The organism is Streptomyces sp. NBC_00287 (genome assembly GCF_036173105.1).
Taxonomy (GTDB): Bacteria; Actinomycetota; Actinomycetes; order Streptomycetales; family Streptomycetaceae; genus Streptomyces.
In genome coordinates, this window is record NZ_CP108053.1 from 175,697 (window position 1) to 199,870 (window position 24,174).

Genomic DNA, 24,174 nt, shown 5'->3' on the forward strand with positions numbered 1-24,174 from the left:
GGCGCCCTCAGAAGTTCGGCGTGCGTACCTGGGTGTCCCACCTCGCCGATCCGGGCCGGGCTCGGCCGCCCGAAACGGAGGGCCGCTTCCCTCATCCGTACATACGCGGAAAGCGAACTCCAGTACGCAGCAACAGCCATCCTCGGCCAAAGCCAGTGGGTTATCGTTCCGCCCGTGGCCGCGGGGCGGCCCGGAGGGGGAGTTGTGGTAGCGAATAGCGAGGGGGCGCGACTGGTCGCCACCGAGGGCGGCCACCGAGTGACACCGGCCGAGCTCTTCTTCGACCTGGTGTTCGTGTATGCGATCACTCAGGTCACAGCGCTGATGGCAGCCGACCCGAGCGGGCTGCGGCTGCTCGGCGGGATGGTCGCGCTGGCGCTGCTGTGGTGGTGCTGGTGCTGTTTCGCCTGGCTGGGGAACGTCGTACGGGCCGACTCCGGCGCGATGTTCACCGTGCTGGTCTCCGTCATGGCCGTCGTCCTGATCGTGTCGCTGACCGTGCCCGAGATCTACGACGACGCGCCCGGCGGACTGCCCGCCCCCCTGGTCTTCGTCCTGTGCTACGGCGCCGTCCGCGTCCTGCACCTGGTCACGTACTGGCTCTCCGACCCCACCGATCAGGCACTGCACCGCGTCTTGCGCCGTACCGCCCTGCTCTCGGTGGCCCCGCCCTTCGCCCTGCTCCTCATAGGTGCGGCGTTCACCGGCACGACCCAGATCCTGATCTGGCTCGCCGCCGTGGTCATCGACTACCTGGGCATCTTCTTCACCGGAAAATCGGGCTGGCGGGTCGCCTCACCCGGCCACTTCGCCGAGCGCCACGGCCTGATCGTCATCATCGCCCTCGGCGAGTCGATCGTCGCCATCGGCGTCGGCGTCTCCGGCTTCGCACTGAGCACCCCGGTCGTAGCCGGTGCTGCCCTGGGACTGCTCATCTCCGCAGGGCTGTGGCGCCTGTACTTCCGTGAACTCGCCGAGGCGGTCGAGCAGCGGCTGACCACCGTGACCGGCGACGACCGCACCCGGCTGGCCCGTGACGCGTACACATTCCTCCATCTTCCACTCGTGGCCGGAATCGTGATCACTGCCCTCGGCATGAAGAAGGCCCTCACACAGATCGCCGACACCGGCCACTACGACCTGGCCGAACCGCTCCACGGTGTCGTTGCCTGGGCCCTGCCCGGCGGCGTCGGCGTGTTCCTCCTCGCCTCGGCCGCCTTGCTCATCCGCACCACGCACCATCGCTCCCCACTCCTCCTCGCCGGCGGAGCCGTCTGCCTCGTCGCCGGACCCGCTGTCACCTTCGTCCCCTCGCTCGTCGCGCTGGCCCTCCTGGCCGCACTCGTAACCGCCCTGGTCCTCGTCCAGGACACCACCGCCCGGCCCCATGTGAGCGCCACCAGCTGAGCCCCGATCCGGCCAACTCGTGCGCGCAGGCCGGGAAGGTCGCGCAAGCGCCCGCCCACGGCAGGATGGCGACGCCGCACGGCCCGCCGCTTCCGGCAATTCCGCAGGACGTGCGAGGCGGCCACCTCCCGCGCTCAACGCACACCGTGCCAACGACAGGGAACGGTCCGGGATCGAGGCAGAGTCCACGGCACGTGTCCACGCCCCGCTGGACGCCTGTGACTCACCCTCAGCGGGCACTCACCCACTACGGGCACGCGGAGGCGCGGAAGCAATCCGTGAACTCCTGGCGGACGTACACCCGCCTCCCTCGCATTGTGCTGCCCATTCCGCTGCTGGGGGCGGATCCTGACGGCGCTTCAGCAGCGCAAGCCGACGACGCCCCAACCGTCCACATCGATACTCAGCGAGCGGAGGGCTGCGTACGAGATCACGGGAGCTAGAAGATGACAAGGGACAGTCGGCGACCGCCATTTGGCCGCTCGACGCGCCCACCACAGGCGACACCGCGCGCGGCGTCCAACGCGCACAGGTAGCGAGACAGCAGGATCTCGCAGAGGCGCGAAGGCCCTCGTCCAGCTGAGGAAGTCGCTATGCCGTCGATTGCCGTGAACGGGACAGACATCTACTACGAGCTTCGGGGCAATGGTCCATCGGTGCTGTTCATCTCCGGCGCGACCGGCGATGCCGGACACTTCGACCGAGTCGCGGACTTGCTCGCCGACGAATTCACCGTGCTCACCTACGACCGGCGCGGCAACTCCCGCAGTCCCCGCCCCAGCGGGTGGGGGGCCACCTCTGTACCTGAGCAGGCCGACGACGCCGCAGCACTTCTCACCGCGCTCGCGCTCGCTCCCGCCGCCGTGTTCGGCAACAGCTATGGGGCGATCACCGCCCTCGACCTGCTCATCCGCCACCCGGGCGTCGTCCGGGGCGCCCTCCTGCACGAGATCACGCTTTTCTCAGTCTTGGAGAACCCGGGTGAAGCCCAAGCCGTCGTGGGGCCGGTCATCGAAGCGGGCATGGCCGCCGGGGGGCCTCAGACAGCCGTAGAGCACTTCATCCGATTCGCTGCGGACGACGAAAACTGGGATCGCCTGGACCCGGACCTGCGCCAGAGGATGACCTCGAACGGGCAGACTCTTTTCGGCGTCGAGATGGGGACGTTCGAGTCCTACCGCCCCGACGATGCGACGCTCGCCGACATCACCGCCCCTGCCCAGGTCTTGGTCGGCCAGGAATCACCGGACTACTTCCACGAAGCCGCCGCCTGGCTCGCCGCCCGACTCGGGGTCGAGGTCGTGCAGACCCCGGGCGCACACACGCCGCAGTGGGATCACCCCGAGGAACTCGTCCGTACGATCAGGCCCTTGCTTCGCGCATCCTCGTAGCTGCCCGTCGCAGAGCCCGGACACGTCCTCCCGCCCTTGCAGCACGTCGGCCAACCGATCGCCGTCACACGGGTCCATCGACTGACTTGCCGCTCGGCGCCCCGCGACGACTCGGCTGCCGATTGGGAATTGCGAATCATCGCTCTGTAGGGAGTTGACAGCGAGGTCGTGCGTGGGAAGAGCCAACAGCACAACCGCACGGAGGCACCCATCGCCGCTATCTGGACCGGCATCGACGCAGGCTTCCTGACCGAGGCCCTCCCCTCATCGACGACCAGGTAATTCGATGGCGCGCATCGAACAGTGTCCGCACGCTGTCACCGTGGCAGAACTCAAGCACCAGATCCGCGCCCGCTACACCGACTCCACGATCATTGTCTACCAGGCCTATGCATCAGAGATCGGCCTGCCCGCAGCCCAGGAGGGCCGCTTCCCGGCGACCTGGAAGCGAGATCGGATGACGTGGATCAAGCCGTCCTTCCTGTGGATGATGTACCGCTGTGGATGGGGGACCAAGGAGGGTCAGGAAGCAGTCCTCGCAGTCGAGATCACCCGCGAGGGCTTCGAGTGGGCGCTGCAGCACGCATGTCTGTCCCACTACGAGCGCGGGCTGCACTCCGACCGAGCCGCCTGGAAGCGGCAGTTGAAGCGGGCCCCTGCTCGAGTTCAATGGGACCCCGAGCGCGATATGCATCTGCAGCCCCTTCACTACCGCTCGCTGCAGCTCGGGCTCGTCGGCGAAGCCGCACACCGCTACGCAGACGAGTGGACGGTCTCCATCACCGACATAACCGCCCTCGCGCGCGAGATCCACGGGCATGTGCGGGACGGCGACCTCGAAGTCGCCCAGCAGCTTCTACCCCAAGAACGCCCCTACCCCATGCCCGACGGACTCTTGGATCACCTGCACCAATGAGTGCAGGTAATCAGTTGAGACGTCCTGCAAGTCGGGAGGGTGGGGTGGGGCGACATCCCGGCGGGCCAGATGCTCGACCCGCCGCATCGGCACCATCCTCCAGGCCGTATACACCCTCCTGACTTGCACGCATTCAGGACAGACTAGGTTCAGCGCTCGCAGAGGGAGAACTCTCGTTCGTAGAGCTGCTCGTTGTGTTCGTCGACGAAGAACTTGCGTTCCTGCATGAGTTGTTCACGGTAGCTCTTGGCCTGCTCCAGGGTCATGGTCGAGATTTTTGCGATATCCCGGGCGGGTGGGTTCCGTCAGGCGGAATGAGCCGACGCGGTGTTGCAGGATGTTCGGGAACGCCAGGCAGCGGCCCGCCGGCGTCGATACCGATCCCAGCACCTGGTTCAGAGCATCTTCGTCCTCGTCGAGTGCCGCCCGGAAACTCAGCCGGCTTTCGGTGATGTTGTCGCTGTCCCAGTAGTAGATGCCGGTCGAAACGATCCGCTCGTTCATCATCCCCTCGACATGCCAGGAACCCCCGGGGTACTCCGGCTTGTCCGGGGTGAGATGAATGGTGGCGAGCTTGACGATGACTTGGAGACGGCGGCCGCGAAGGTCGACTCGGGCGGAGTCATCGGGCAACTCGGGCGGGGTGAAGGCCGGGGCGTCCGGAATCACCGGTCGGCGGTTTCCCACCAATCGTCCTGAGCCTGCTCCCATGCATGAAGGGCTTCCTTGTAGGCCTCACGCATCAGCCTTGCGGCCGTCTTCCTCGCTCCTATGTGGCCGTCTGCGTGCAGCAGTTCTCCGCCGCCGAGGAGACCGTTGAGCCGAGCAGGTACCGACAAGACCGCACCAGGGTCGGGATCCTTGCACCTGCTACTCCGGCGCCTCCTCCCAGTGGAGGCATTGCGTGTAGTCAAAGTTCCACTTCAGGCAGAGCTGCATCCTGATCACGGACTCACGGTCCCGGAACTCCGTGATGATCTTTCTGCCCTCGACCCTGGAGACTCCGACCTCCTTGTCGAAATCAATCTTCATCCGATTTTCGAGGTCGAGGCTCGCCAGCGCGTACTTGCGCTGCGCCTCCGGGTACCTGAGGAACACTTCCTTGATCGCGCTGCGGAATTCAACGTCCTCATCCGGCGCATCCACCATGCCAACCTCCTGGCTACTGACTGCCACGTCGCCTGTTACGTGAAGTCTGCGAGCTAAAAGACGGCAACGCGCGATGACTCCGATGCTGTGAACCTTTCTTACGCTGGTGCCGACCGTTTGGGTGATGCGGGACGCGGGACAGGCAGGTACTGCGAGCAAGGACGATCGGTCCAGGCGTCTGATGGTGCGCCCGGACTGCCGCGGCTGCACGAGCCGGACCGGTTCACTGCCTGGCTGCTCACCATCGCCCGGCGCACGATGGCCGACCATCTGCGGGGGTGCTGACGACGGCGATCGTGAGCGGTTGCCTCGCCGACGGCGACGGCAAGCAGTGTCATGACCTCCGCCAAGAGCCGCGAGGGCACGAAGGTCGACCAGGCCGCCGCGGTACTGCCCGCTGACGACGCGCCAAGGTACTGCGTGCTCGCCTGCGTGGATGAGGCACGCCGGACGTGGGTCGCCGTCCAGGCCGTTGGTGTACGACGCCGTGGTCCACACCCGCCCGCTCGCGGTCGCTGCTGGCCCTGTGCGGCCACGACGGGACGCTGACCGGCGTCCGCATGTACGTGGCGTGCGACCACCCCATCCGGCAGGGCGAGCAGTCGCAGCCGTACGACCGGGGCAGCCACTCCGGCGGCGCGGCACGCTCCGGCCGTATCTACACCGCCTGCCCGAGCATGGTGCGCGAGAGTGTTAGCCCAGTCGACTTTGGCATGCCCACGATGCCGATGCCGCCCGCGGGCTCGCCTCGGCCCGGGTTCCCGCGGATCCCGGTTCGTTTCCCTTCGGGCCAGGGCGGGCCGTCGGGTGCGGGACCGGGATGGTGCGCCGTGTCCGCCGCCGGGTCCGCATACGGACGACTCCCCGCTTGCCGCGGCACCGGCCCGGCGGGCCCGTCCTGAGCCGCGCCCGCCGGGCCGGTCACTGATACTGAGAAAATGGGCAGACTTGGGCGATTCGTCCTGGCGAGCCGACGGGGCGACCGCGTGCCGCCGAAGGCCGGGCCGCCGGAAACCGGCCCGGAGGCCCGTCACCATGCGGCCGGCCGACGTGTGCTGTCGTTGCTGAAGCCACGCAGCGTCGCCGGTCAGGTCTTCCTGCTGCAACTGGTGGTCCTCCTGCTGCTCATCGCCACGGCCGTGGTGGTGCTCGTGATCCAGGACCGCAACCGCGCGATCCAGGAGGCCGGCGATCGGTCACTGGTGGCCGCCGAGTCGTTTGCGAACGCCCGGGGTACCGCGGAGGCGATGACGAGCGATGACCCAACGGCGGAACTCCAGCCACATGCCGAGGCGGTGCGCATGAAGACCGGCGTCGACTACGTCGTGGCGCTGAGCCCCTACGGCTTCCGGTGGACCCACCCGGACCCGGACCAGATCGGGAAGCACGTCTCCACCTCCTACGGCGAGGCGCTCGAAGGCGAGCCCCACCAGACCACGTTCGACAGCAGTCTGGGCAAGGCGGTCGACTCGACGGTGGCCGTCTTCGACGACAAGGGGACCGCCGTCGGCCTCGTCACCGTGGGGGTCACGGTGGACAAGGTGACCAGTGTGGTGCAGAACCAACTGCCGGTGATCTTCGCCGCCGGCGGTGCCGCGCTGCTCCTGTCCGCGGGCGGGTCGGCACTGGTCAGCGGGCGCTTGCGGCGCCAGACCCGGGGCCTGGGGCCGGTGGAGATGACCCGCATGTACGAGCACCACGAAGCGGTGCTGCACGCGGTCCGTGAAGGCGTGATCATTCTGGACGGAGACGGAAGACTGCTGCTCGTCAACGACGAGGCGCGCCGACTGCTCGCACTGCCGCCGAAGGCCGAGGGCAGGCCGGTGACGGGGCTCGGGCTGAACCCGGCCCTGGCCGAATTGCTGGGATCGGGCCAGGCAGCCACGGACAGGGTCTTCCTGGCCGGGGACATCCTGCTCGCGGTCAACGTGCGGCCGGTGGGCCCGAAGGGGGGCAGCGTGGCGACCCTGCGGGACACCACGGAGCTGCGCGCCCTCGCGGGCCGGGCGGACGTGGCGGGCGGGCGACTGCGACTGCTCTACGAGGCCAGTACGCGGATCGGTACCACCCTCGACATGAAGCGCACCGCCGAGGAGCTGACCGAGGTGGCGGTCCCGCGCTTCGCCGACTTCGCCACCGTCGAACTGGTGGAGCCCGTGCTTCTCGGTGATGAACCGACGGGGGCGCGTTTGGACATGCGCCGCATCGCAGCCGCGGGCATCCGGGAGGATGCGCCCCTTTACCCCGTCGGGACGCTGATGCGCTACGCGCCCGACAACCCCGTGGCCATCGGGGTGACCACCGGCCGGCCGGTGCTGGTGGCGCGCCTCGCCGCGGCCGACGGATGGCGGGCCCAGAACCCGGAGCGGGCCCAGAAAGTCATCACCTACGGTATCCACTCCATGATCTCGGTGCCGCTCCGGGCCCGAGGCCAATTGCTCGGAGTCGTGGAGTTCTGGCGTTCGGAGCAGGACCCCTTCGAGTCGGACGACCTGTCCCCCGCCGAGGAACTCGCCGCACGGACTGCCGTGTGCATCGACAATGCGCGCCGCTACACCCGCGAGCACACCACGGCCGTCACCCTCCAGCGCAGCCTGCTGCCCGGTGCACTCCCCGAGGTGTCCGCCTTGGAGGTCGGGCACCGGTACCTGCCCGCCCAGGCGGGAGTGGGCGGCGACTGGTACGACGTCATCCCGCTGCCGGGGGCCCGGGTGGCCCTCGTGGTCGGCGACGTCGTCGGACACGGTCTGCACGCCGCCGCGACGATGGGTCGCCTGAGGACCGCGGTGCACAACTTCGCCGCCCTGGACCTGCCTCCGGACGAGCTTCTCGTGCACCTGGACGACCTGATCAGCCGGATCGACCAGGACGCGGCGGCCCAGGGCAAGACCGATGCCGTCACCGGTGCCACCTGTCTGTATGCCGTCTACGACCCGGTCTCCGGGCGGTGTGTTCTCGCCCGGGCCGGTCATCCTGGTCCGGCGCTGGTCTCGCCCGACGGCTCCGTGACCTTCCCCGACATCCCCGTCGCCCCGCCACTCGGCGTGGGAGGAGGTCTGCCGGTCGAGACGGCCGAACTCCGGCTGGCCGCCGACAGCCGACTGGTCCTCTACACCGACGGACTGATCGAGGCCCGAGGCCGTGACATCGACATCGGGCTCGGCATGCTGAGGGAGGCGCTCGCCGATACGGACGGCGCCACCCCCGACGACACCTGCCGGGCGGTGCTCGACGCGATGCTGCGCACCAGGTCAAGTGACGATATCGCCCTGCTCGTCGCACGCACCCGGCTGCTCGACCCGGATCAGGTCGCGGAGTGGGGGGTGCCCGACGACCCCGCGGCCGTCCCCCGCATCCGCGCCGAGGCCACCCGCAGGCTGGATGCCTGGGGGCTCGGCGAGGCCACCTTCACGACCGAGCTGATCCTCAGCGAACTGGTGACGAACGCCATCCGGTACGGAGCGAGCCCCATCAGTCTGCGGCTGCTGCGCGACCGCGACAGCCTGATCTGCGAGGTCGCCGACGGCACCAGCACCTCCCCGCACCTGCGCCGCGCAACCCTCACCGACGAGGGGGGCCGTGGTCTGTTTCTCGTCGCGCAGCTGTCCCGCCGCTGGGGGACCCGGTACACCGACCGAGGCAAGATCATCTGGGCTGAGCAGGCACTCCATTCCGGAGCCGCCGGGGATCTGAGCGGCCTCCTGATGGCGGGCCTGTGAAGCAGGACGGAAACGGGACCGCCGCACGACCCTGGGTGCGCGCACGCCCGGAGCGTTCAGGAGCCGTCGTCGACCGTGAGGTACGGGATCTTGGCCGGGTCCTGGCCGAAAGCAGCCCCGAGATAGACGGCCGACAGTTTGGCGAGCGTCCCGTCGTCGATCAGCTGCCTGACGATCCGGTCCAGCTCGTCCTTGTCGGGTGACCCCTTCGGGTAGAGGGCGCCGTAACCCTGGTCGGTCCTGTACTGGCCCACGAGGCGCACCCCGCTGTCCTGCTTCTGGGGATACGCCAGCAGAATGGTCGTGTCGTGGACGATCGCGTCGATCCGTCGCTCCGTCAGCGCCGTGATCAGCTCCGGGTCGTTGGCGAAGGCGGTGACGGGCTTGGTCGGCTTGAGGCGGTTCGCGACGAACTCCTCGCCCGTGGTGCCCTCGGCCACTCCGATACGGACGTCACGGATGTTGTCTTCGTTGATCTTCTCGCCGTCCCTGATCAGCACTCCCAGGGTCGAGGAGAGGTAGGGCGGGGAGAAGTCGGCGACCTTGCTCCGTTCCGGGGTGATCGTGATCTGCGCCAGGGCCAGGTCGAAGTCCTTGGTCCGGCCGGACACGACCTCCGGGAAGGGGGCGTTCTTCACCTTCACCCGGTCGAGTCCGGACCGGTAGGCGATGTTGGCGGCCATGCAGTACTCGTAGCCGCTCTTGACGGAGTCCGGCGTGTCACCGTTCCACCAGCCGGGCGCGGGCAGGGTCGTTTTGACCGTGAGGGCACCCGCCGTCTCGGGTGATAGGTGAAACTCCCCGTATTGTCCCGAGACCGGGCAGTCGCCGTACTGGACGTCCGACGACTCCGACCCGTCCTGGTCACAAGCCGCTGCCGCGGCGATGAGCGCCACGCCGACAGCCAGAGAGATGATCGCTGCCGCGGCGCGCATCATTGCACCTCCGGTAGGGGCATACTCCTTGAGTCACCATAAATCACCCCGAACCATACGACTGCTGGAGCCACGTCGGAGGACTCCGGGGCGCGGGTCCGGTCGCCCGTCTTCCGGAGGTCTCGCAGTGGCCTGCCGGAAGCACGAGCCAATTCCCGGTCGCGCCGTGCCCCGGTCACGCCGCACTCCGGCGTGACCAGCCGGGCAGTGCCGTGACGTCACGAGCGGGTCGCCCACCGGACGTGGCTCCTCGGCGCTCCGGAACGAGGTCGCCGCCGACACCCTGCGCGCGAGCCCCCTCGAGGTCTTGCCGCCGACGTGGCAGCAGATGCCCCGGTCGGCTGGAACGTCGAGGATCTTCTGTTCGGTGCCGAAGTCGAGCTTGTTGCCCACGGCCTTGAACCGCGAAAGACGCGTGACGCCCTCGTACTTGGCGAAGTCCTCGGCCGTGCCGAACTGCGGTGCGCCCGCTTCGTTGACGCCCGCGGTAGACGCAACGGTAAGTCTTGCCTTATGTCTCCCTCCCGTTGCCGCTCCACATCCACACTCACGAGAGGCCACTTCAGTGGGGAACTCGACCCTCCGCGCCGTCAGCCCGGCAGGCTCCTCGACAAGGGCTCGCGGCAGCGGTCTCGCCGTATTCAGCGTGGCCTTCGCCTTCTGGATCACCATGGCGGGCACTACGGCACCCACACCGCTCTACCCGCTCTACGGAGACGCCTTCGGCTTCACCCCGTTCACCGTCACCGTGGTCTTCGCCGTCTACGCCCTCGGCGTCGTGGTCGGCCTGCTCGCCTTCGGGCGCCTCTCCGACCAGGTGGGACGGCGTCCGGTACTGATCGCCGCAACCTTGTTGTCCGTATGCGCCGCGGTCGCCTTCTTACTGGCGCAGAACGTCGCGGCGATGCTCGTCGCGCGGGTTGTCTCAGGCTTCTCAGCGGCCCTCGTCACCGGTGCGGCCACCGCCTCCCTCGCGGAACGGCTCGGCCAGAACAGCCGGGTCAAGCCCGCCACCCTCGCCCTGTTCGCGAACATGGGCGGCCTCGCATGCGGCACCCTCCTGGCCGGAATCCTGGCCAATCTCGCGCCGTCCCCGCTGCGTACACCCTGGGTCGTCATGCTCGTCCTCGCCGCCATCGGCACGCTCGGCGTCCTGCTGCACGGTGAGAGTTCAGAGCACCGTTCTGGCTTCTCGCTTCAGTTCCAGCCCCTGCACGTTCCCGCCGAGATCCGCTCGGACTTCCTGCGTTCGGCCATGGCCGGCGGCGCCGGATTCGCCGTACTCGGGGTACTGACCGCCGTGACAGGGCTGTTCCTGGGCACCGTGTTGAACGAGTCCAGCCACTCTCTGACCGGGCTGGTGGTCTTCATCGCCTTCGCCTGCACGGCCTTCGGTCAGCTCCTGGTCCGTACGCTCAAGCCCAGCACCGAGCTGCCCGTGGCCTGCCTGGGCCTGATCGGCGCCGCCGCCCTGATCGCCACGGCCATGGCCACCAGCACCCTGACCCCGTTGCTCGCCGGCGCTGCCGTGAACGGCCTCGCGACGGGCATCGCGGTCGGCCACGGCATCGGCAGCATCACCACGCGCAGCGCGCCACAGCACCGGGGCGCGTCCGTCTCCACCTTCTTCGCCATCCTGTACTCGATGCTCGCAGTGCCCGCCATCGGCGTCGGCGTCCTGATCCGCCAGACCAGTCTGCGCCCCGCAGGCGAGACGTTCAGCGCCGTGGTGGCCGCGCTCGCCCTCGGCGTCCTGCTCAGCCTGGTACGTCCCCCCAAGAAGGCCGCATGAGCCGGTTCGCACACATCACATCTCGGTGAACCCGGCCCTGCCACAATTGAGGGACCCATTCGAAGCCCGAAAGGTGAAAGAACCATCAGCGCCACGCGGAAACCCCAACCGGCCTGCGACCAGCACCCCGTCATCAGCCGAACCGGCCCTCGACGCAGCGAGAGCGTCCGGCTCGCGGTCCTCCACGCCGCGGACGACCTCCTGGTCGAGCGGGGATTCGCCGCCCTGACCATCGAAGGCATCGCCCAGCGCGCCGGCGTGGCCAAGCAGACCATCTACCGCTGGTGGAAGTCGAAGGTCGACATCCTCCTCGACACACTCACCGACGACGCCCGCGAGGCGCTGGAGTGGCGTACCGGGCAAGGCAGCCCCGAGGACGACCTCACGGACCACCTTCAGCGCGTGGCCGACTTCTTCGCAGAACCGGCCGGCCAGGTGATGCAGGCTCTGCTCGGGCATGCCCAGTTGGACAAGGAAACCGCCGCCTCGCTGCGTGGCGGTTTCCTGCGGGACCAGCGCGAGCGCGACATCGCCGGCCTGGGCGCGCTCCTCGCGCGTGCCCTTGACCCCGTCACCGTCGACGACCGGCTTGTCGACCACCTCGTGGATCTGCTGCTCGGGCCGCTGTACTACCGGGTTCTGGTGTTCGGCAAGCCGATCGACAAGAAGCTCGTGGACACCACGGCCCGGCACGTCCTCACGCTGGCGCACGAGTTCGCCTCCACTGAACCCGGAGCCTGAAGGCGTCTGTGCAGGCTTATGGAGCCGTTCCGGATCCCCGCGATGACGGCCTCCGTGCGTGAATTGGCGCCCAGCTTGATGAAAATCCCTGGGCCGTCCCAAGCCGAAAGCGCGGCGGCTGCACTGGAACAGCACGTGACCCACTGGAGCCACGTCTTCACACGGTCCTCCACGGGGCATGTTCTGTTCGCCCTCATCGGCCATGCGCTGCAGGACCCGGCGACCGCCACGCCACTGCGTGGTCGGGTGCTGGCGCGCCAGGCGCAGAACGACCGCGCACGGCTGACCGACGCCTTCGCTTCCGCCCCGGTCCCCGCTCTGAGCCGGCACGACGCCGACCAGCTCCTCGATCTGGCAGTGGGCCCCGTCTTCTACCGGCCCTTCACCACAGGGCAGCCGATGGATCTCCGATTCGTCAGACGCCTGACCGCCGCCCTGGCCGACCGGCCCGGCTCGCCGCGCGCCGACGCCCGCCCCGTATCTCGCCCATACCACTGACATCCCGCGGAAAGGCCACCTTTCATGTTCCGCGCACGCCGGACCCGCTACGCGGCCACGGTGGAGTCGGTCTCCCGGATCGCCCCGCGCATGGCGCGCATCACCTTGGGAGGGCCCGGCATGTCGGCCTTCCACTGCGACCAACCCACCCAGTGGGTGAAGCTGTTCGTGACCGACCCCCTCGATGGACAGTCCGCAGGCCGCGCCTACACGGTCCGCCACTACTCCTCGGCAAAGCCGACCATCGACATCGACTTCGTCCTGCACGGCAACGGCCCAGCGGCACGCTGGGCGGAAGCGGCCACGCCGGGTCAAGAGGTCTCTTTCGGCGGCCCCAAGGGTGCCTTCCGCCCCGACCCCGACGCCGAGTTCTATCTCCTGGCCGGTGATGAGAGCGCCCAGCCCGCGGTCCTCACCATCGCCGAGAGCCTGCCGCACGGCATGCGGGGCGCCGTCTACCTGGAAGTGGAGGGACCTGAAGCCGAAGCCGACATGTCATGGCAGGCCGACCTGGACCTCGTGTGGGTACACCGCACCGCGGGCGTCCCGAAGGGAGAAGCCCTCCGGGACGCAGTCCGCAAAGCCCCCGTCCCGCCGCACGAACGGGTCGCGGCGTGGGCGGCCGGAGAGTCCGGAGCCGTCCGGGACCTCCGCCGCCACTTCTTGGAAGGCATCGGCCTGGATCGTCACCGCGCCTACGCGAAGGGCTACTGGAAACGGGACGAGGCGGACCACCGCGACCCACTGGCCTCGGACTGACGACACCGCGGGCTCAATCGGAGCGCAGTCCGGTGTACGGCCCCGGGTGGCAGCGGGCCGCATCGGCACCCTCCTCCAGGCCGTACTCACCCTCCTGACGTGCACGCATTCAGGACAGACGAGGTTTAGTGCCAATGCCGTTGCGTTAGCTTGCGGGCGTACGCTGCTGTGTAGTGGTCCCAGGGGTGGTTCGGGTCGCTGCAAGCGTCTCTGAGTTATCGGGTTTAGGCCTGCTGACCTGGGTCTATCCGCCAGGTCTGGTGGATCGGGTGGTGGCCGCCTGTGGTCGTGTGGAGCAACGCAAACGCCTACTCCCGGCCCGGCTGGTGGTGTATTTCGTGCTGGGGCTGGCCCTGTTCTCGCCTGCTCCGTATCTGGACGTGATGCGGCATCTGGTCGAGGGGCTGCGGGGCCTGGGCCTGCTGGGCACCTGGCATGTCCCGGCGAAGTCGTCGCTGTTTGGGGCCCGGCAGCGGCTGGGCCCGGAACCACTGCGGGTGCTGTTCACCACGACCGCGAAACCGATGGGCACCGAAGCCACCCCGGGCGCCTTCTGGCGCGGACTGCGACTGCTGGCGGTGGACGGGACCTGCTGGGACGTCGCCGACAGCCCGGCCGCGGACGGCACCGGAAACCGGCGGCTCACCCCCTGGAGCCTGCGAGCGGGCGACCGCGCGGACTGGTCGCCTGACGGCGCCAGCATCCTCCTCACCACCTACCCGGATGGCCCGCGCTTCGCCCCAGGCGGCGCGATCTACACGATCCGCCCTGACGTCACCGGCCTGCACCGGCTCACGAAGGAGAGCAGCACCATCTTCTACGGTCTGGCCCGCTTCGCGCCCGACGGCAAACACATCATGTTCGCCCAGGCCCGCTCCGGCGGCAACGCCGATCTGTACATCATGAAGCGCGACGGCTCGGACATCACCCAGATCACCAAGACGCCCCAGAAGTGGGAAAGCGGGGCCACGTGGGGCCAACCTCATACACCTGATCTTTTAAGGGACAACCCTTAAAGCGTGTTGCACAAGGCTGTGTTCGGGCAGGTCAGACCCGGGTTTCTGCTGTTCTGATCATGCTGCCAAGGCGAGGTTGTGCATGTGGGCGATGGCCTGGACTGCGTGATGGAGGCCGCTGCCGCGTTGCCGGCAGTCGCGGAGGATCTTGTAGTTCTTCATGCGGCCGATGACGTGTTCCACCCGGGCACGGACCTTGCGGTGCGCGGCGTTGTCGTCCTCCTCACCCGGGAGCAGGGCCCGTCCCGGGCGTTTTCGGTGCGGCACGGCCATGCCGCAGTTGAGATAGGCGCCGTCGCCCAGCACCGTCACCCCCTCGCAGTGCGCGGCCAGGCCGGAGCGCCGCCAGGCGTGAGCGTCCGCAGTGGTGCCCGGCACCGGACGCGCGGCCGCGATCACCGGCCGGGTGTCTGCGTCCACGATGACCTGCACGTTCGCGGAGAACCGGTAGTTGCGGCTGGAGGCGGCCACGCTCCGGTCCCGGACCGGGATCAGCGTGCCGTCCACGATCCACAATCGGTCTGCGGCATCCGCCGGGCGGGAGACGGGCTCGAGCGCGAGCAGCGGACCCAGCCGCTGGATGACCCGGCACACCGTCGAGGAGGACACCCCGAACAGCGGGCCCAGCTGCCGCATCGTCAGATTCGTGCGGTAGTACACCGCCACCACCAACACCCGCTCGGCCAGCGAAGGGACCATGGTCGGCCCTGCATCGTGCCGTTGCCGCCCCGCTCCCGGACCACCTTCAACAGGCGTGCAAACTGAGCCACTTGCAGCCCGGTGAACGTCTCCACCCACACCCGCTCAGCCCTCAACACCCCGGCCATACCCAGGAGATGCCCAGTTCAGAGCCTTGTGCAACACGCTTTAGGGCGACGAGGTCGAGGGCGAGGGCGGCGAGGCCCTCAAGGCCAAGCAGAACACCCTCCATTTGTCTCCTCGATGTGGTCGATGGTGAGCCGGGAGATCGCAGCGGGCCACTGGCATAGAGGAGCAACAGCAGGCCGGCGAGGCGGTCTTCGGGCTTGAGGGTGTCGTCGTGCCGCAGGCGTCGGGCGGCGGCCCAGCGGGCGTCGTCGTCCATCGCCTGGGAGGGCCTTTCCATCGCTCGGCCGGGAAGCTGAGATCGCGGGTGATCTCAGGACCGAGTTGCCTTCGTGGAAGACCTGGTCGGATCCGAGCCGGTGGGCCATCCGGCAGTGTCTCTGCGTCACGGCCCATCTCGGAAGCCACAGCCAGCCTGGGTGAGGGTGGTCAGTCCGTTCGGATAAGGAAGCGTTGGTCGGCCGCTCCGGTACAGCGTTCGTCGATCGCTTCGGCTCCCTCGGTGGTGTCGTTGTCGACGATGCCGACGCACCCGCTGCTGTGGGCCGGGCGAAGCCGGAAAGCCCCAGCGCTGTCAGCTGCGGTGGGTTCCAGACGGAACAGGGTGCCCTGCGTGCAGTCCTTACGGGGTTCGAGCATCCCCTTGATCTGGTCCTCGCCCATGACGGTCAGGCATCCCTTTCCCATCTGGGGGTGGTGCCACTGGATGCGGTACAGGTCCTCACCGACCGGTTCGAGGTACGTGCGCGGCACGGTGGCCTGGGCGCAGGGTAGTTGGACGGCGACGGCGCTGTCGTAGGCGCCGTCGCGGTCGCGTCCGTCGGTCAGACAGAGGTCGGGCGTGCGGGCGGGGCGGATAGTGATCCAGCCGTCGGTGAGAGTCCGGGAAGCAGTGGATGAACCAGCCGGTGTGCTCGGATCGTCGGAGTCGTCGTGGAGCAGCCCCCAGGCGGCTACGGCGAGCAGCGGGAGTGCGGCCGCGAGCGCGAGCGCGAGTCCCTTGGTCCGGCGGGGCCGCGGGCCCCTGGACTCCTCGGTCTGCATGTGGGCCTCGGCCGTGACGTCGGCTTCGGGACCGGGGCTGGGCGCCGGGCCGGATACGGCAGCGATATCTGCGGCGATCCGTTCCCTGGCGTCCAGCCAGGCACCGACCCGCTGCTCGTCCCCGCAGGCGCGGACGAACGCCGCCAGCAGATCGGGGCGCGGCAGGCTTGTCCGGCTGAGTATGTCGGCCAGCGTACTGCGCGCCAGCACATCGCCGTTTCGGGCCGCCTGCTCCTCCAACTGGCGATACGTCAGCCCTGAACGCCTTTTGAGCTGCTGCATCGCCTCTACAAAGGCGGCAGCGTCCCGGGCTTCGTACGGCGACAACTCCCCCAGGTTCCCCATGAACGTCATCTTGCTGCGGCTTTGGCACGAGAGACAACAGTGGATTCTGCCACGCCCAGCTGTCCGGGACGCGATTCGGACAAGGCCCTGACCAGCCCGGACAGCCCGCATCTGTCCGGGACAGCCGGTTGTCGTTGCCTGGGCGCGTCAGCAGTCAGCAGTCTCTGTGGTGCCCGGCCGCTCAGTCGAGATCTTCCCGGCTGACGGCAGGCTCGTTCGGCACCAGCCCTCCTGCCTCAACAGCAGGAGAAGCGCCAACCCCAACCGAGAGGGACTCTTCATGCGCCTTCGGCATGCCTTCAAAACCGCCGCACTCGGCTCCGCGCTCGCGCTCGGCCTCATGGCCTTACCTGCCGCTGCGGCCGTTCCCGCTCAGGCCGCGTCGGCACAGGTGACCGCCTCGTCGACTGCCGCTACCGGCGCGGCTGCAGCAAGTGACTTCGAGGGCTGGAGCACGAACGGCCACAGCTACGGCTCCGTAACGTACTCGTACTGGGGCTGCGACAGCGGTGGGTACTGCTCCATATCCGTCGGTTCCCCTGCCGTTCAGGACTTTGTCTGGGGCAACACGTGGGGCAGCGTGCTGCAAATGCACTACACCGACCGCAGCGGCCCGCACGTATCGAACATGCTCTACGCCGATCCGAATGGTTACACCAATGGCCGCGGATTTAACGGGAGCGGCTACAAGGATGTCCGGTTCTACGTGTGCAACTGGAAGCCGGCCACGAATGAAATCTACTCGTGCGGGAGGCTGTACAAGGTCTGACCTTGGCGTTTAACAACGCAGGTCACTCAACCTGCTGAGATCCTCAGGATCCGGGGACACGTGACGCGGCCGTTCTTCACGCTTCGAGATGTCGAGTAACGAAGCATGAAAGAACGGCCGCTGCCCATGAGTCTCTCTGCCGACGCGCCCGCACGTGAGGTATTGAGAGTGTTGTCCCGCTTTTGGGTCGACTTCTACGACTGCCTGTACCGCCGTGCCGATGCGCTCTTCGAGCGCACCGACGCGATCTTGTGCGCGGACGGGCCGGTGAAGACCCTGGTCGAGCTCTGTCTGGAGGTCGAGCACCGAGGGGCACGGGGCCCTGTACGCCGCATTGGACCGGGGCGGCTGGAGCCAACGCGGTTGCGCCGCATGCTGACCGGCCTGCCGCTGCCGAGGGTGGACGACGGGCCCGGATCGTGCTGGCCGTGGATGTCAGCAACTGGCTCCGCCCGGACGCCCCGACCAGCGACGACCGGCTGTTCTGCTACGTATACGGGCGCGGAGACCGCAAGACGGATCAAGGTGTAAGGCTGCTTCAGCGACGTGGTGCCGTGGTCGCGTTTCATGATTCGGTAGACGACGTTGGACAGCCGTCGTTTCAGAACTCTGCGGGCCGCCGCGGGCGTCTCCCCTTCCGCGTTCTTGCACAGGTAGTGCTCCTGCCCGCGCCCGCTGTCGCAGATCTGGCAGACGGCGATGATGTGCAGGACCGAATTCAGCGCGCGGTTCCGCCGGTGTTGCGCCGTTGGCGGACATTGTCGCCGCTGGAGGCGTCCAGGGGTGCGCTGCCTGTGTAGCTGGCGAAGTGGTGCTTGGTGGGGAAGCGGCTGACGTCGCCGACGTGCCCGATGACCTTGGCTGCCAGCACGGTGCCCAGGCCCGGCAGGGTCGGAGCCGATGCCGGGTCACGGCGAGCGCCTCTCGCATCTCAGCCTCGTTGTCCTTGACTTGGCGGTCCAGGCGGTCCAGGCGGCGCAGGTCGGCCAGCAGGTCACGGGCGATGTCGCGGCGGCACGCGTCGGTGGCGGTCACCGGCGGACCCTCTTCATGGTGGCAGCGGCCTTGTCGGCCGACAGCCCGGCCGGGACTCCGCCGGGCAGGAGGTCGCGCAGGACGGCGTGGAGTCGGTTGAGGACGAGGGTGCGTTCGTGGACCAGGTCGTCGTGCCGTTCGGTCAGCAGCCGCAGGATCGTGGTCTGGTCCTCAGGCTCACGGGCTGCAAGTCCTGGCGGAACAGGGCGACTTGGGCAACGCGGCGGGCGTCGTTGGCGTCGGTCTTGCGATCGCCGCCGGTGGCCAGCAGCCGGGCACGGGCCGACAGGGTGGAGGGCACGTCCACCACGTTCTCGCCCGCGGCGGCCAGCTGCTGGGCGAGCGTGCGGCCCAGGCCGCGGGCGTCTTCGACGGCGAAGCGGCTCTCGGGCCACTGCTCGCACCTGCGCATCACCTGGTTGAAGGTGCCCGCGTTGACGGCGAACCGGCGCTGGGCCACCTGATGGCCCGCAGCATCGACAGCGACGGCAGTGTGGGACGACTTGTGGGGATCAACATCGATCAGGATCACAGGCTGGCCTCGCGCTCGATCGGACAGCGGACGGAGTGCGGTGGGCATCCTGACTTGAGGTCACCGTGTCACCGTCATGCCTCTGTCGAACCACACCGCGTGGGTGCCGGCCGGCGGCGGCACGCTATCAGTGAGCCAGCCCGAGGGCGGCAACGAGCACGGCGGGCCCGTGCCGGCCGGTTACTCGCGGCCGGGAGTACGCGGATGTTCCATGCGGGAGAGCCAGGTGGTGAGCAGCGTTTCGAGTGCCTCGGCCTCGGTGGGCGTCAGCAGATCCAGCAGGTGTCGTTCGTTGCGCATGTGGTCGGCGAACGCCCGGTCGATCAGTTCGCGTCCGGGTCTGGTGAGGGCGACGATCCGGCCGCGCTGGTCGTCGTCGGAACGGCGGCGGGTGACGAGCCCGGCTCGCTCCAGGCGGTCGATTCTCTTCGTCATCGCGCCGGTGGTGACCATGGTGTGCGCAGCAAGCTCGCCGGGTGCCCGCTCATAGGGCTCCCCGGCGCGGCGCAGGGCGCACAGGACGTCGAACTCTCCCTCGCTGAGGCCGTAGCGGCCGTAGACGAGGCAGAGTTCCTCGGTAAGCCGGTCGGCCAGACGGTGCAGTCGGCCGATCACTCCTTGCGGGGTGATATCGACGTCGGGACGCTCGCGGCGCCAATCGGCCTGGATGCGGGCCACGCGGTCCAGCGGTTCACCATGCTCCATGTACCCATGGTAGCTTCCCGGGAAGTTATATTGGCTTCCATGGAAGCTAATCTGCGTTGGGTGGCACTGACCGCAGTCGCGCCGGTGGCCTGGGGGACCAACTACTTCGTCACCCACGAGTTCCTGCCGGCCGACCGCCCGCTGTACGGGGCCGCCCTGCGGGCCTTGCCCGCCGGCCTCGTCCTGCTGGCCTTGCGCAGGCAGCTGCCCCGCGGCGCGTGGTGGTGGCGGTCCGCAGTGCTCGGACTGCTCAACATGAGCGTGTTCTTCGTCCTCGTCTACGCCGCCTCCCAACTGCTTCCGACGAGCGTCGCCTCGACCGTCATGGCGGTGTCGCCGCTGACGATGATGCTCATCGCCTGGCCCCTGGTGTCCGAGCGGCCCCGGATCGCCCACCTGGCCGGCGCCGCAATCGGGCTCGGCGGGGTCTGTCTCATGCTGCTCACCGGCGTGGAAGGAGCAAGCATGCCGGGAGTCCTCGCCTCGGCCGCCGCCATGCTGGTGTCATCCTTCGGACACATCCTGGCCAAACGGTGGAGCGCCGCCACCGATGTGCTCGCCGCGACCGCCTGGCAACTCACCGCCGGAGGCCTGTTCCTGCTCCCGGTCGCCGCAGCCGTGGAGGGCCCTCCGCCCGCATTCTCCACGCCGTCGCTCCTCGCGTTCGGCTACGTCTCCCTGGTCGCCACCGCGCTGGCCTTCGCCGTCTGGTTCGCCGGGCTACAGCACCTGCCCGCGGGAACAGTCGGACTGCTGGGACTGCTCAACCCCCTTACAGGCGCGCTGCTCGGCACAGCGTTCGCCAAAGAGGTGCTGACCGTTCACCAACTGTGCGGACTGTTCCTGGTCCTGGCCGGAGTCGTCCTGGGCCAACCCAAGCGCACCGGCCGACGCGATAACAGTCAGGCGCCTCTCCATCCGGTATCCGACGAGCGTCCCGCGCAAGCGCCCTCCATACGCAAACCTCGTGAGGAGCGGAGATGTGGACAGGGCGCCGGCCCGGATATGTACGAGGACGAGTGAAGTCCCGCCATCGCACCACACGCCGCTGAAATCACGGACAGTGATTTCCTCACGGAACTTGCGCCACCCCCAACCTGGTTCTGGATCACTTTCGGTCTCGGTGCCACGGAGGGTCACCACCACCGCGATCATGAACGCGCTCGGGCCGTCAGAAAGACTCGTTTGCGGAGCAGGTCGAAGTTGGTACGGCCGAGCATCTGCCGCTTCAGCATCTTGAACTTGCTGTTGTGCCCCTCGACGGCGCCGGAGCTGTAGTGCACGCTGAGCCCGGCGACGACGGCGTCGAGGTCCTGCCCGAGACCGGTGACGCAGCCGAGCAGGGCCGGCAGGTCGTCTTTTTGGACACGGTCGATCCATTGCCCGAGTTGCGCGCCCGGGCGGTTGTTCATCAACTCGGCCAAGGCCCACAGGTGTTGACTGGTCCGCTCAAGTGCGGGGCAGCGGGAGAGAATTGACTTGAGCTGTTGAACTTGGTCGTCGTCGAGGCGGTCGGGGCGGCGTGTAAGCCAGCCGGTCACCTCTCGCACGGACGGGCTTCGGCGGGGCGGACCGTCGTGGGGAAAGGCTTCGCGGAGCTGGTTGCACGTACCTGCGCACGACACCTACGCCGCCCGCGTATCCGCACTCACGCAGCTCCTCGAACAGGCGGGCAACTATGCAGCCCTCGGCCCACCGCTGGTGCGGATAGGGCTTGAACGGATCGAGGATGCTGGGCAGGCCGGTCCACCGCCCGACCAGCAGGTCGTCCGCAGTGGCCACGGCAAACAGGTCGGCACGCTCACCAGCGTCTCCTCTGCCACCTCCACCGAGGCGAGGGTCAGCGGCCCGGACCTGACGCAACCTCAACGGGACGATCGCGGCGGACAACGCCATGGACCAGTTGGGCGGGCGGCATCACGCCCGCCCTGTTGGCCGGGGCGGGCCAGGGAGAGGCTGCGTTGTCTGCAGGAAGCTGGAGCGCGCCCAGGCTGCCAGATCTTCGGTGGAATACCTTGCGGCAAGGTCATTCAGTCCTGCAACGAAGCGCGTTTGATCCACAGTGATGTGCTCGCACATCACCGCCCACCACACCGCGTGGGCGGCCAGCATGCTCCGCGTCAGCTCCCGATCGAGTAGGCCACTTCGGTCGGCTTCCGCGATCCGCTCGAACGCCCACAGGACCGAGTAGAGGTCACGCAGCGGCGTCTCCCCCGGTGATGCCTGCATGTCCTGCGGGTAGATCGAGAAGTCGGCACCGCCCCGGACGTGCATGTACTGCTCCCCCACCAGTTCCTGCCAGCACGGTTGCCATGCGACGGCCTCGCCGCCGGCTGCCTTGGCGGTGCGCCACATATGCCTGGACAGCCGGCCCCGTGCGTTGCCGATCTCGCCAGTCGTGAGTACTTCATGCAGCACGATGGTCCGCTCGATCGCGCTCATTCTGCGCTGCGCCCGAAGCTGGACCAAGCCGACTCCCACGGCTGTCGCAATAGCGGCGATCGTACCCAAAGAGCCAACCCACGCAGCCCACTCAGCACCGCTCATAGAGCCCCCCACGGGATCGCCGCGCACTGCTCGGCCTGGGATCTGCCGTCTAGTCCCTCGGCCGCATGGGGCATACCCAACTTCCCCGGGCCCGACGAGACCATCGACGGCCCGATGTGGCGCTGCGACACGATCGTCGTGGACAACTGAAACCTGGCGACCGCTCCGGGGCCAGAGCTCCAGCCGCCGCATCGGCACCATCGTCCAGGCCGTACACGCCCTCCTGACCTGCACGCATTCAGGACAGAAGAGGTTCAGTGCTCACAAAGGGAGAACTCTCGTTCGTAGAGCTGCTCGTTGTGTTCGTCGACGAAGAACTTGCGTTCCTGCATGAGTTGTTCACGGTAGTTCTTGGCCTGCTCCAGGGTCATGGTCGAGGTGTCGGACCATGGCTGTTGCGGTGGCACATCGGAGGTCGAGACGATCCTTTCCGACGGGTCGACCAGGAAGAACGCGAGAATTTTGCGATATCCCGGGCGGGTGGGTTCCGTCAGGCGGAATGAGCCGACGCGGTGTTGCAGGATGTTCGGGAACGCCAGGCAGCGGCCCGCCGGCGTCGATACCGATCCCAGCACCTGGTTCAGGGCGTCTTCGTCCTCCAGGCCGTAGACCTCACGCAGACCGTTGTCGTCGTTCTGTTCATAGCTCGGGTCGTCGAGTGCCGCCCGGAAACTCAGCCGGCTTTCGGTGATGTTGTCGCTGTCCCAGTAGTAGATGCCGGTCGAGACGATCCGCTCGTTCATCATCCCCTCGACATGCCAGGAACCGCCGGAGTACTCGGGCTTGTCCGGGGTGAGATGAATGGTGGCGAGCTTGACGATGACTTGGAGACGGCGGCCGCGAAGGTCGACTCGGGCGGAGTCATCGGGCACCTCGGGCGGGGTGAAGGCCGGGGCGTCCGGGATCACCGGGCGGCGGTTTTCCCACCAATCGTCCTGAGCCTGCTCCCATGCATGAAGGGCTTCCTTGTAGGCCTCATTGTCACTGTAGGAAGATTTGTCCGGATACTCCGGCTCCGAGTCGTACCACCCGTAAGGATCGGCCTCGATCCGCAGGGGGCGCGGATGGCGCAGATCGGTGAGCACGTTCTCCAGCAGCGGGCGCAGGCGCCCGAACAAGTCCGGTAGGACGGAGGCCAGTTCGCGATGGGTATCGGGGTGGACGTTGTTGACGTATGAGTGGAAGGCGACATCGCCGTCGTCACTGACGTCGACGTCCGTGGGCAGCCACTGGAACTTCTCCGAGAATTCGTACCGCGAATAGCGGTCCGTCGGGTTCTGCCACGCTCGCTCGGGCGCGCCGCTCACCTCGCGCACCAGGCAGAACAGTGAGGGATGAACCAGATCCAGTACCTGGCCGTCGGATCCGGGATGCCAGTCCTGTTCTGCTTCGGGGACCTGTTCCAGAACCCGAACCGCCTCGCGGAGCCGGGATCTGAGCTCGTCGTCGACCAGGGTGTCCGACTGCCACACCCCGTCGACGGCGGACACCTCGACACCGGTTTGTCCGTCCCGCAGTGCGGCGTAATGCGCGAGTTCGGCAAGCACGTAGCGAACCTGCGCTTCGGTGAGGCCCTGGGCGACCGCTTCTTGCGTCCACCTGGCGACGATGTCGGCGTCGTTCATCTTGTCGAACCACCCCGGCTTCGCCCGAATGTGTGCGCTGCACTGCATCATCTGAAGTTCCCGCAGCGTTCGGGGTGTCGCGAATGATATGGAACGGGAAGCATGAAAGGGCAGCGGGAAAGCAGACAGGCCAGTCAATTCTCTTGGTCCTCCCAGTCGATGTGCGGCGGCGGGAAGGATACTTCAGCTCACTGACAGCGCAGCCGTGGTCCCTGTCATCGCCGGTCCGGGAGCCAGAGCTTCGACGTCCTCGCGTGAGGTACGGTTCGTGCTCATCCGAGGCCGAGGAGCGCGAGGGGGTACGAGCGTTGCGGCGCAGGCCGGCCATCACAGTGTCCTGGCAGGTGATGTGAGGGCGGCGCAATTGAATTTCCCACGCGGCCTAACCGTTCGGAAACCGCCCGGCGCCGCGGTCGGACTAGCT

21 protein-coding genes and 6 pseudogenes are annotated in these 24,174 nt (G+C 67.8%); 14 read left to right on the plus strand and 13 right to left on the minus strand.

Annotation, left to right across the window (positions count from 1 at the left end; all coding sequences use genetic code 11):
- The first annotated feature begins 204 nt into the window (after positions 1 to 204).
- The 4 genes and pseudogenes from OHT76_RS00970 to OHT76_RS00985 all read left to right on the plus strand — a co-directional run.
- Positions 205 to 1,407, plus strand: a complete 1,203-nt coding sequence (locus OHT76_RS00970; RefSeq protein WP_328868773.1) for a low temperature requirement protein A — start codon at positions 205 to 207, stop codon at positions 1,405 to 1,407.
- Positions 1,408 to 2,000: 593 nt separating this feature from the next.
- Positions 2,001 to 2,798 carry an alpha/beta fold hydrolase gene (locus OHT76_RS00975; protein WP_328868774.1) on the plus strand — a complete coding sequence of 266 codons (798 nt, stop codon included), beginning with the start codon at positions 2,001 to 2,003 and terminating at the stop codon, positions 2,796 to 2,798.
- Between the two features lie 286 nt (positions 2,799 to 3,084).
- The gene (locus tag OHT76_RS00980) at positions 3,085 to 3,714 is read left to right on the plus strand and encodes a DUF4291 domain-containing protein (protein WP_443049683.1); all 630 of its coding nucleotides are present in this window, start codon (positions 3,085 to 3,087) and stop codon (positions 3,712 to 3,714) included.
- 58 nt (positions 3,715 to 3,772) lie between these two features.
- Positions 3,773 to 3,853 (plus strand): annotated as a pseudogene (locus OHT76_RS00985) (IS5/IS1182 family transposase); the annotation flags it as partial.
- A 10-nt stretch (positions 3,854 to 3,863) separates the two neighbouring features.
- On the opposite strand, the pseudogene OHT76_RS00990 reads toward OHT76_RS00985, so the two are convergent.
- Both OHT76_RS00990 and OHT76_RS00995 read right to left on the minus strand, forming a co-directional pair.
- Positions 3,864 to 4,451: pseudogene (locus OHT76_RS00990) on the minus strand (DUF4246 family protein); the annotation flags it as partial.
- A 133-nt stretch (positions 4,452 to 4,584) separates the two neighbouring features.
- Positions 4,585 to 4,863, minus strand: a complete 279-nt coding sequence (locus tag OHT76_RS00995; RefSeq protein ID WP_328868776.1) for a hypothetical protein — start codon at positions 4,861 to 4,863, stop codon at positions 4,585 to 4,587.
- Positions 4,864 to 5,801: 938 nt separating this feature from the next.
- On the opposite strand from OHT76_RS00995, the gene OHT76_RS01000 reads away from it, so the two are divergent.
- Complete coding sequence (locus OHT76_RS01000; protein WP_328868777.1) at positions 5,802 to 8,582, plus strand: SpoIIE family protein phosphatase; 2,781 nt, start codon at positions 5,802 to 5,804, stop codon at positions 8,580 to 8,582.
- Between the two features lie 56 nt (positions 8,583 to 8,638).
- Here the strand turns inward: OHT76_RS01000 and OHT76_RS01005 are convergent, their stop codons facing one another.
- Entirely contained in the window at positions 8,639 to 9,517 is an 879-nt protein-coding gene (locus tag OHT76_RS01005; protein ID WP_328868778.1) for an ABC transporter substrate-binding protein, read from the minus strand.
- A gap of 306 nt (positions 9,518 to 9,823) precedes the next feature.
- Positions 9,824 to 10,009: pseudogene (locus OHT76_RS01010) on the minus strand (hypothetical protein); the annotation flags it as partial.
- A gap of 73 nt (positions 10,010 to 10,082) precedes the next feature.
- On the opposite strand from OHT76_RS01010, the gene OHT76_RS01015 reads away from it, so the two are divergent.
- The 5 genes from OHT76_RS01015 (at position 10,083) to OHT76_RS01035 (ending at position 14,323) form a co-directional block, all read left to right on the plus strand.
- On the plus strand, positions 10,083 to 11,309 hold the full coding sequence (locus OHT76_RS01015; RefSeq protein ID WP_328868779.1) for an MFS transporter: 1,227 nt from the start codon (positions 10,083 to 10,085) through the stop codon (positions 11,307 to 11,309).
- Between the two features lie 231 nt (positions 11,310 to 11,540).
- Positions 11,541 to 12,050: a TetR/AcrR family transcriptional regulator C-terminal ligand-binding domain-containing protein gene (locus OHT76_RS01020; RefSeq protein WP_443049904.1), complete on the plus strand. Its 510-nt coding sequence runs from the start codon at positions 11,541 to 11,543 to the stop codon at positions 12,048 to 12,050.
- Positions 12,051 to 12,128: 78 nt separating this feature from the next.
- Entirely contained in the window at positions 12,129 to 12,548 is a 420-nt protein-coding gene (locus OHT76_RS01025) for a TetR-like C-terminal domain-containing protein (RefSeq protein ID WP_328876425.1), read from the plus strand.
- Positions 12,549 to 12,572: 24 nt separating this feature from the next.
- Positions 12,573 to 13,307 carry a siderophore-interacting protein gene (locus tag OHT76_RS01030; RefSeq protein WP_328868780.1) on the plus strand — a complete coding sequence of 245 codons (735 nt, stop codon included), beginning with the start codon at positions 12,573 to 12,575 and terminating at the stop codon, positions 13,305 to 13,307.
- A 272-nt stretch (positions 13,308 to 13,579) separates the two neighbouring features.
- Complete coding sequence (locus tag OHT76_RS01035) at positions 13,580 to 14,323, plus strand: transposase domain-containing protein (protein ID WP_443049684.1); 744 nt, start codon at positions 13,580 to 13,582, stop codon at positions 14,321 to 14,323.
- A gap of 57 nt (positions 14,324 to 14,380) precedes the next feature.
- Here the strand turns inward: OHT76_RS01035 and OHT76_RS01040 are convergent.
- From OHT76_RS01040 to OHT76_RS01050, 3 genes and pseudogenes are all read right to left on the minus strand, one after another.
- Positions 14,381 to 15,150, minus strand: a pseudogene (locus OHT76_RS01040) (transposase family protein).
- Positions 15,135 to 15,407, minus strand: coding sequence for a hypothetical protein (locus tag OHT76_RS01045; RefSeq protein WP_328868782.1), 273 nt, complete (start codon positions 15,405 to 15,407; stop codon positions 15,135 to 15,137). Before OHT76_RS01045 ends, OHT76_RS01040 begins: the two are co-directional and overlap by 16 nt.
- Positions 15,408 to 15,577: 170 nt before the next feature.
- Positions 15,578 to 16,537: an XRE family transcriptional regulator gene (locus tag OHT76_RS01050; protein ID WP_328868783.1), complete on the minus strand. Its 960-nt coding sequence runs from the start codon at positions 16,535 to 16,537 to the stop codon at positions 15,578 to 15,580.
- Positions 16,538 to 16,817: 280 nt separating this feature from the next.
- On the opposite strand from OHT76_RS01050, the gene OHT76_RS01055 reads away from it, so the two are divergent.
- Positions 16,818 to 17,306 carry a hypothetical protein gene (locus OHT76_RS01055; RefSeq protein ID WP_328868784.1) on the plus strand — a complete coding sequence of 163 codons (489 nt, stop codon included), beginning with the start codon at positions 16,818 to 16,820 and terminating at the stop codon, positions 17,304 to 17,306.
- 126 nt (positions 17,307 to 17,432) lie between these two features.
- Positions 17,433 to 17,830, plus strand: a pseudogene (locus OHT76_RS44065) (transposase); the annotation flags it as partial.
- Positions 17,831 to 18,024: 194 nt separating this feature from the next.
- Here OHT76_RS44065 and OHT76_RS01060 read toward each other — a convergent pair.
- From OHT76_RS01060 to OHT76_RS01070, 3 genes are all read right to left on the minus strand, one after another.
- Entirely contained in the window at positions 18,025 to 18,177 is a 153-nt protein-coding gene (locus tag OHT76_RS01060; RefSeq protein ID WP_328868785.1) for a transposase, read from the minus strand.
- A 306-nt stretch (positions 18,178 to 18,483) separates the two neighbouring features.
- A complete protein-coding gene (locus OHT76_RS01065; RefSeq protein ID WP_328868786.1) occupies positions 18,484 to 18,873 on the minus strand; it encodes an IS110 family transposase in 390 nt (129 codons plus the stop codon).
- A gap of 180 nt (positions 18,874 to 19,053) precedes the next feature.
- Entirely contained in the window at positions 19,054 to 19,578 is a 525-nt protein-coding gene (locus OHT76_RS01070; RefSeq protein WP_328868787.1) for a MarR family winged helix-turn-helix transcriptional regulator, read from the minus strand.
- 51 nt (positions 19,579 to 19,629) lie between these two features.
- Between OHT76_RS01070 and OHT76_RS01075 the strand changes: the two genes are divergently transcribed.
- The gene (locus OHT76_RS01075) at positions 19,630 to 20,601 is read left to right on the plus strand and encodes a DMT family transporter (RefSeq protein WP_328876426.1); all 972 of its coding nucleotides are present in this window, start codon (positions 19,630 to 19,632) and stop codon (positions 20,599 to 20,601) included.
- Between the two features lie 128 nt (positions 20,602 to 20,729).
- Here the strand turns inward: OHT76_RS01075 and OHT76_RS01080 are convergent, their stop codons facing one another.
- Positions 20,730 to 21,128: a transposase gene (locus OHT76_RS01080; protein WP_328868788.1), complete on the minus strand. Its 399-nt coding sequence runs from the start codon at positions 21,126 to 21,128 to the stop codon at positions 20,730 to 20,732.
- A 367-nt stretch (positions 21,129 to 21,495) separates the two neighbouring features.
- Complete coding sequence (locus tag OHT76_RS01085; protein WP_328868789.1) at positions 21,496 to 22,020, minus strand: hypothetical protein; 525 nt, start codon at positions 22,018 to 22,020, stop codon at positions 21,496 to 21,498.
- Between the two features lie 253 nt (positions 22,021 to 22,273).
- On the opposite strand from OHT76_RS01085, the pseudogene OHT76_RS01090 reads away from it, so the two are divergent.
- Positions 22,274 to 22,369, plus strand: a pseudogene (locus tag OHT76_RS01090) (IS5/IS1182 family transposase); the annotation flags it as partial.
- Positions 22,370 to 22,379: 10 nt separating this feature from the next.
- Here OHT76_RS01090 and OHT76_RS01095 read toward each other — a convergent pair.
- Positions 22,380 to 23,888, minus strand: a complete 1,509-nt coding sequence (locus tag OHT76_RS01095) for a DUF4246 domain-containing protein (RefSeq protein ID WP_328868790.1) — start codon at positions 23,886 to 23,888, stop codon at positions 22,380 to 22,382.
- Between the last annotated feature and the right edge of the window lie 286 nt (positions 23,889 to 24,174).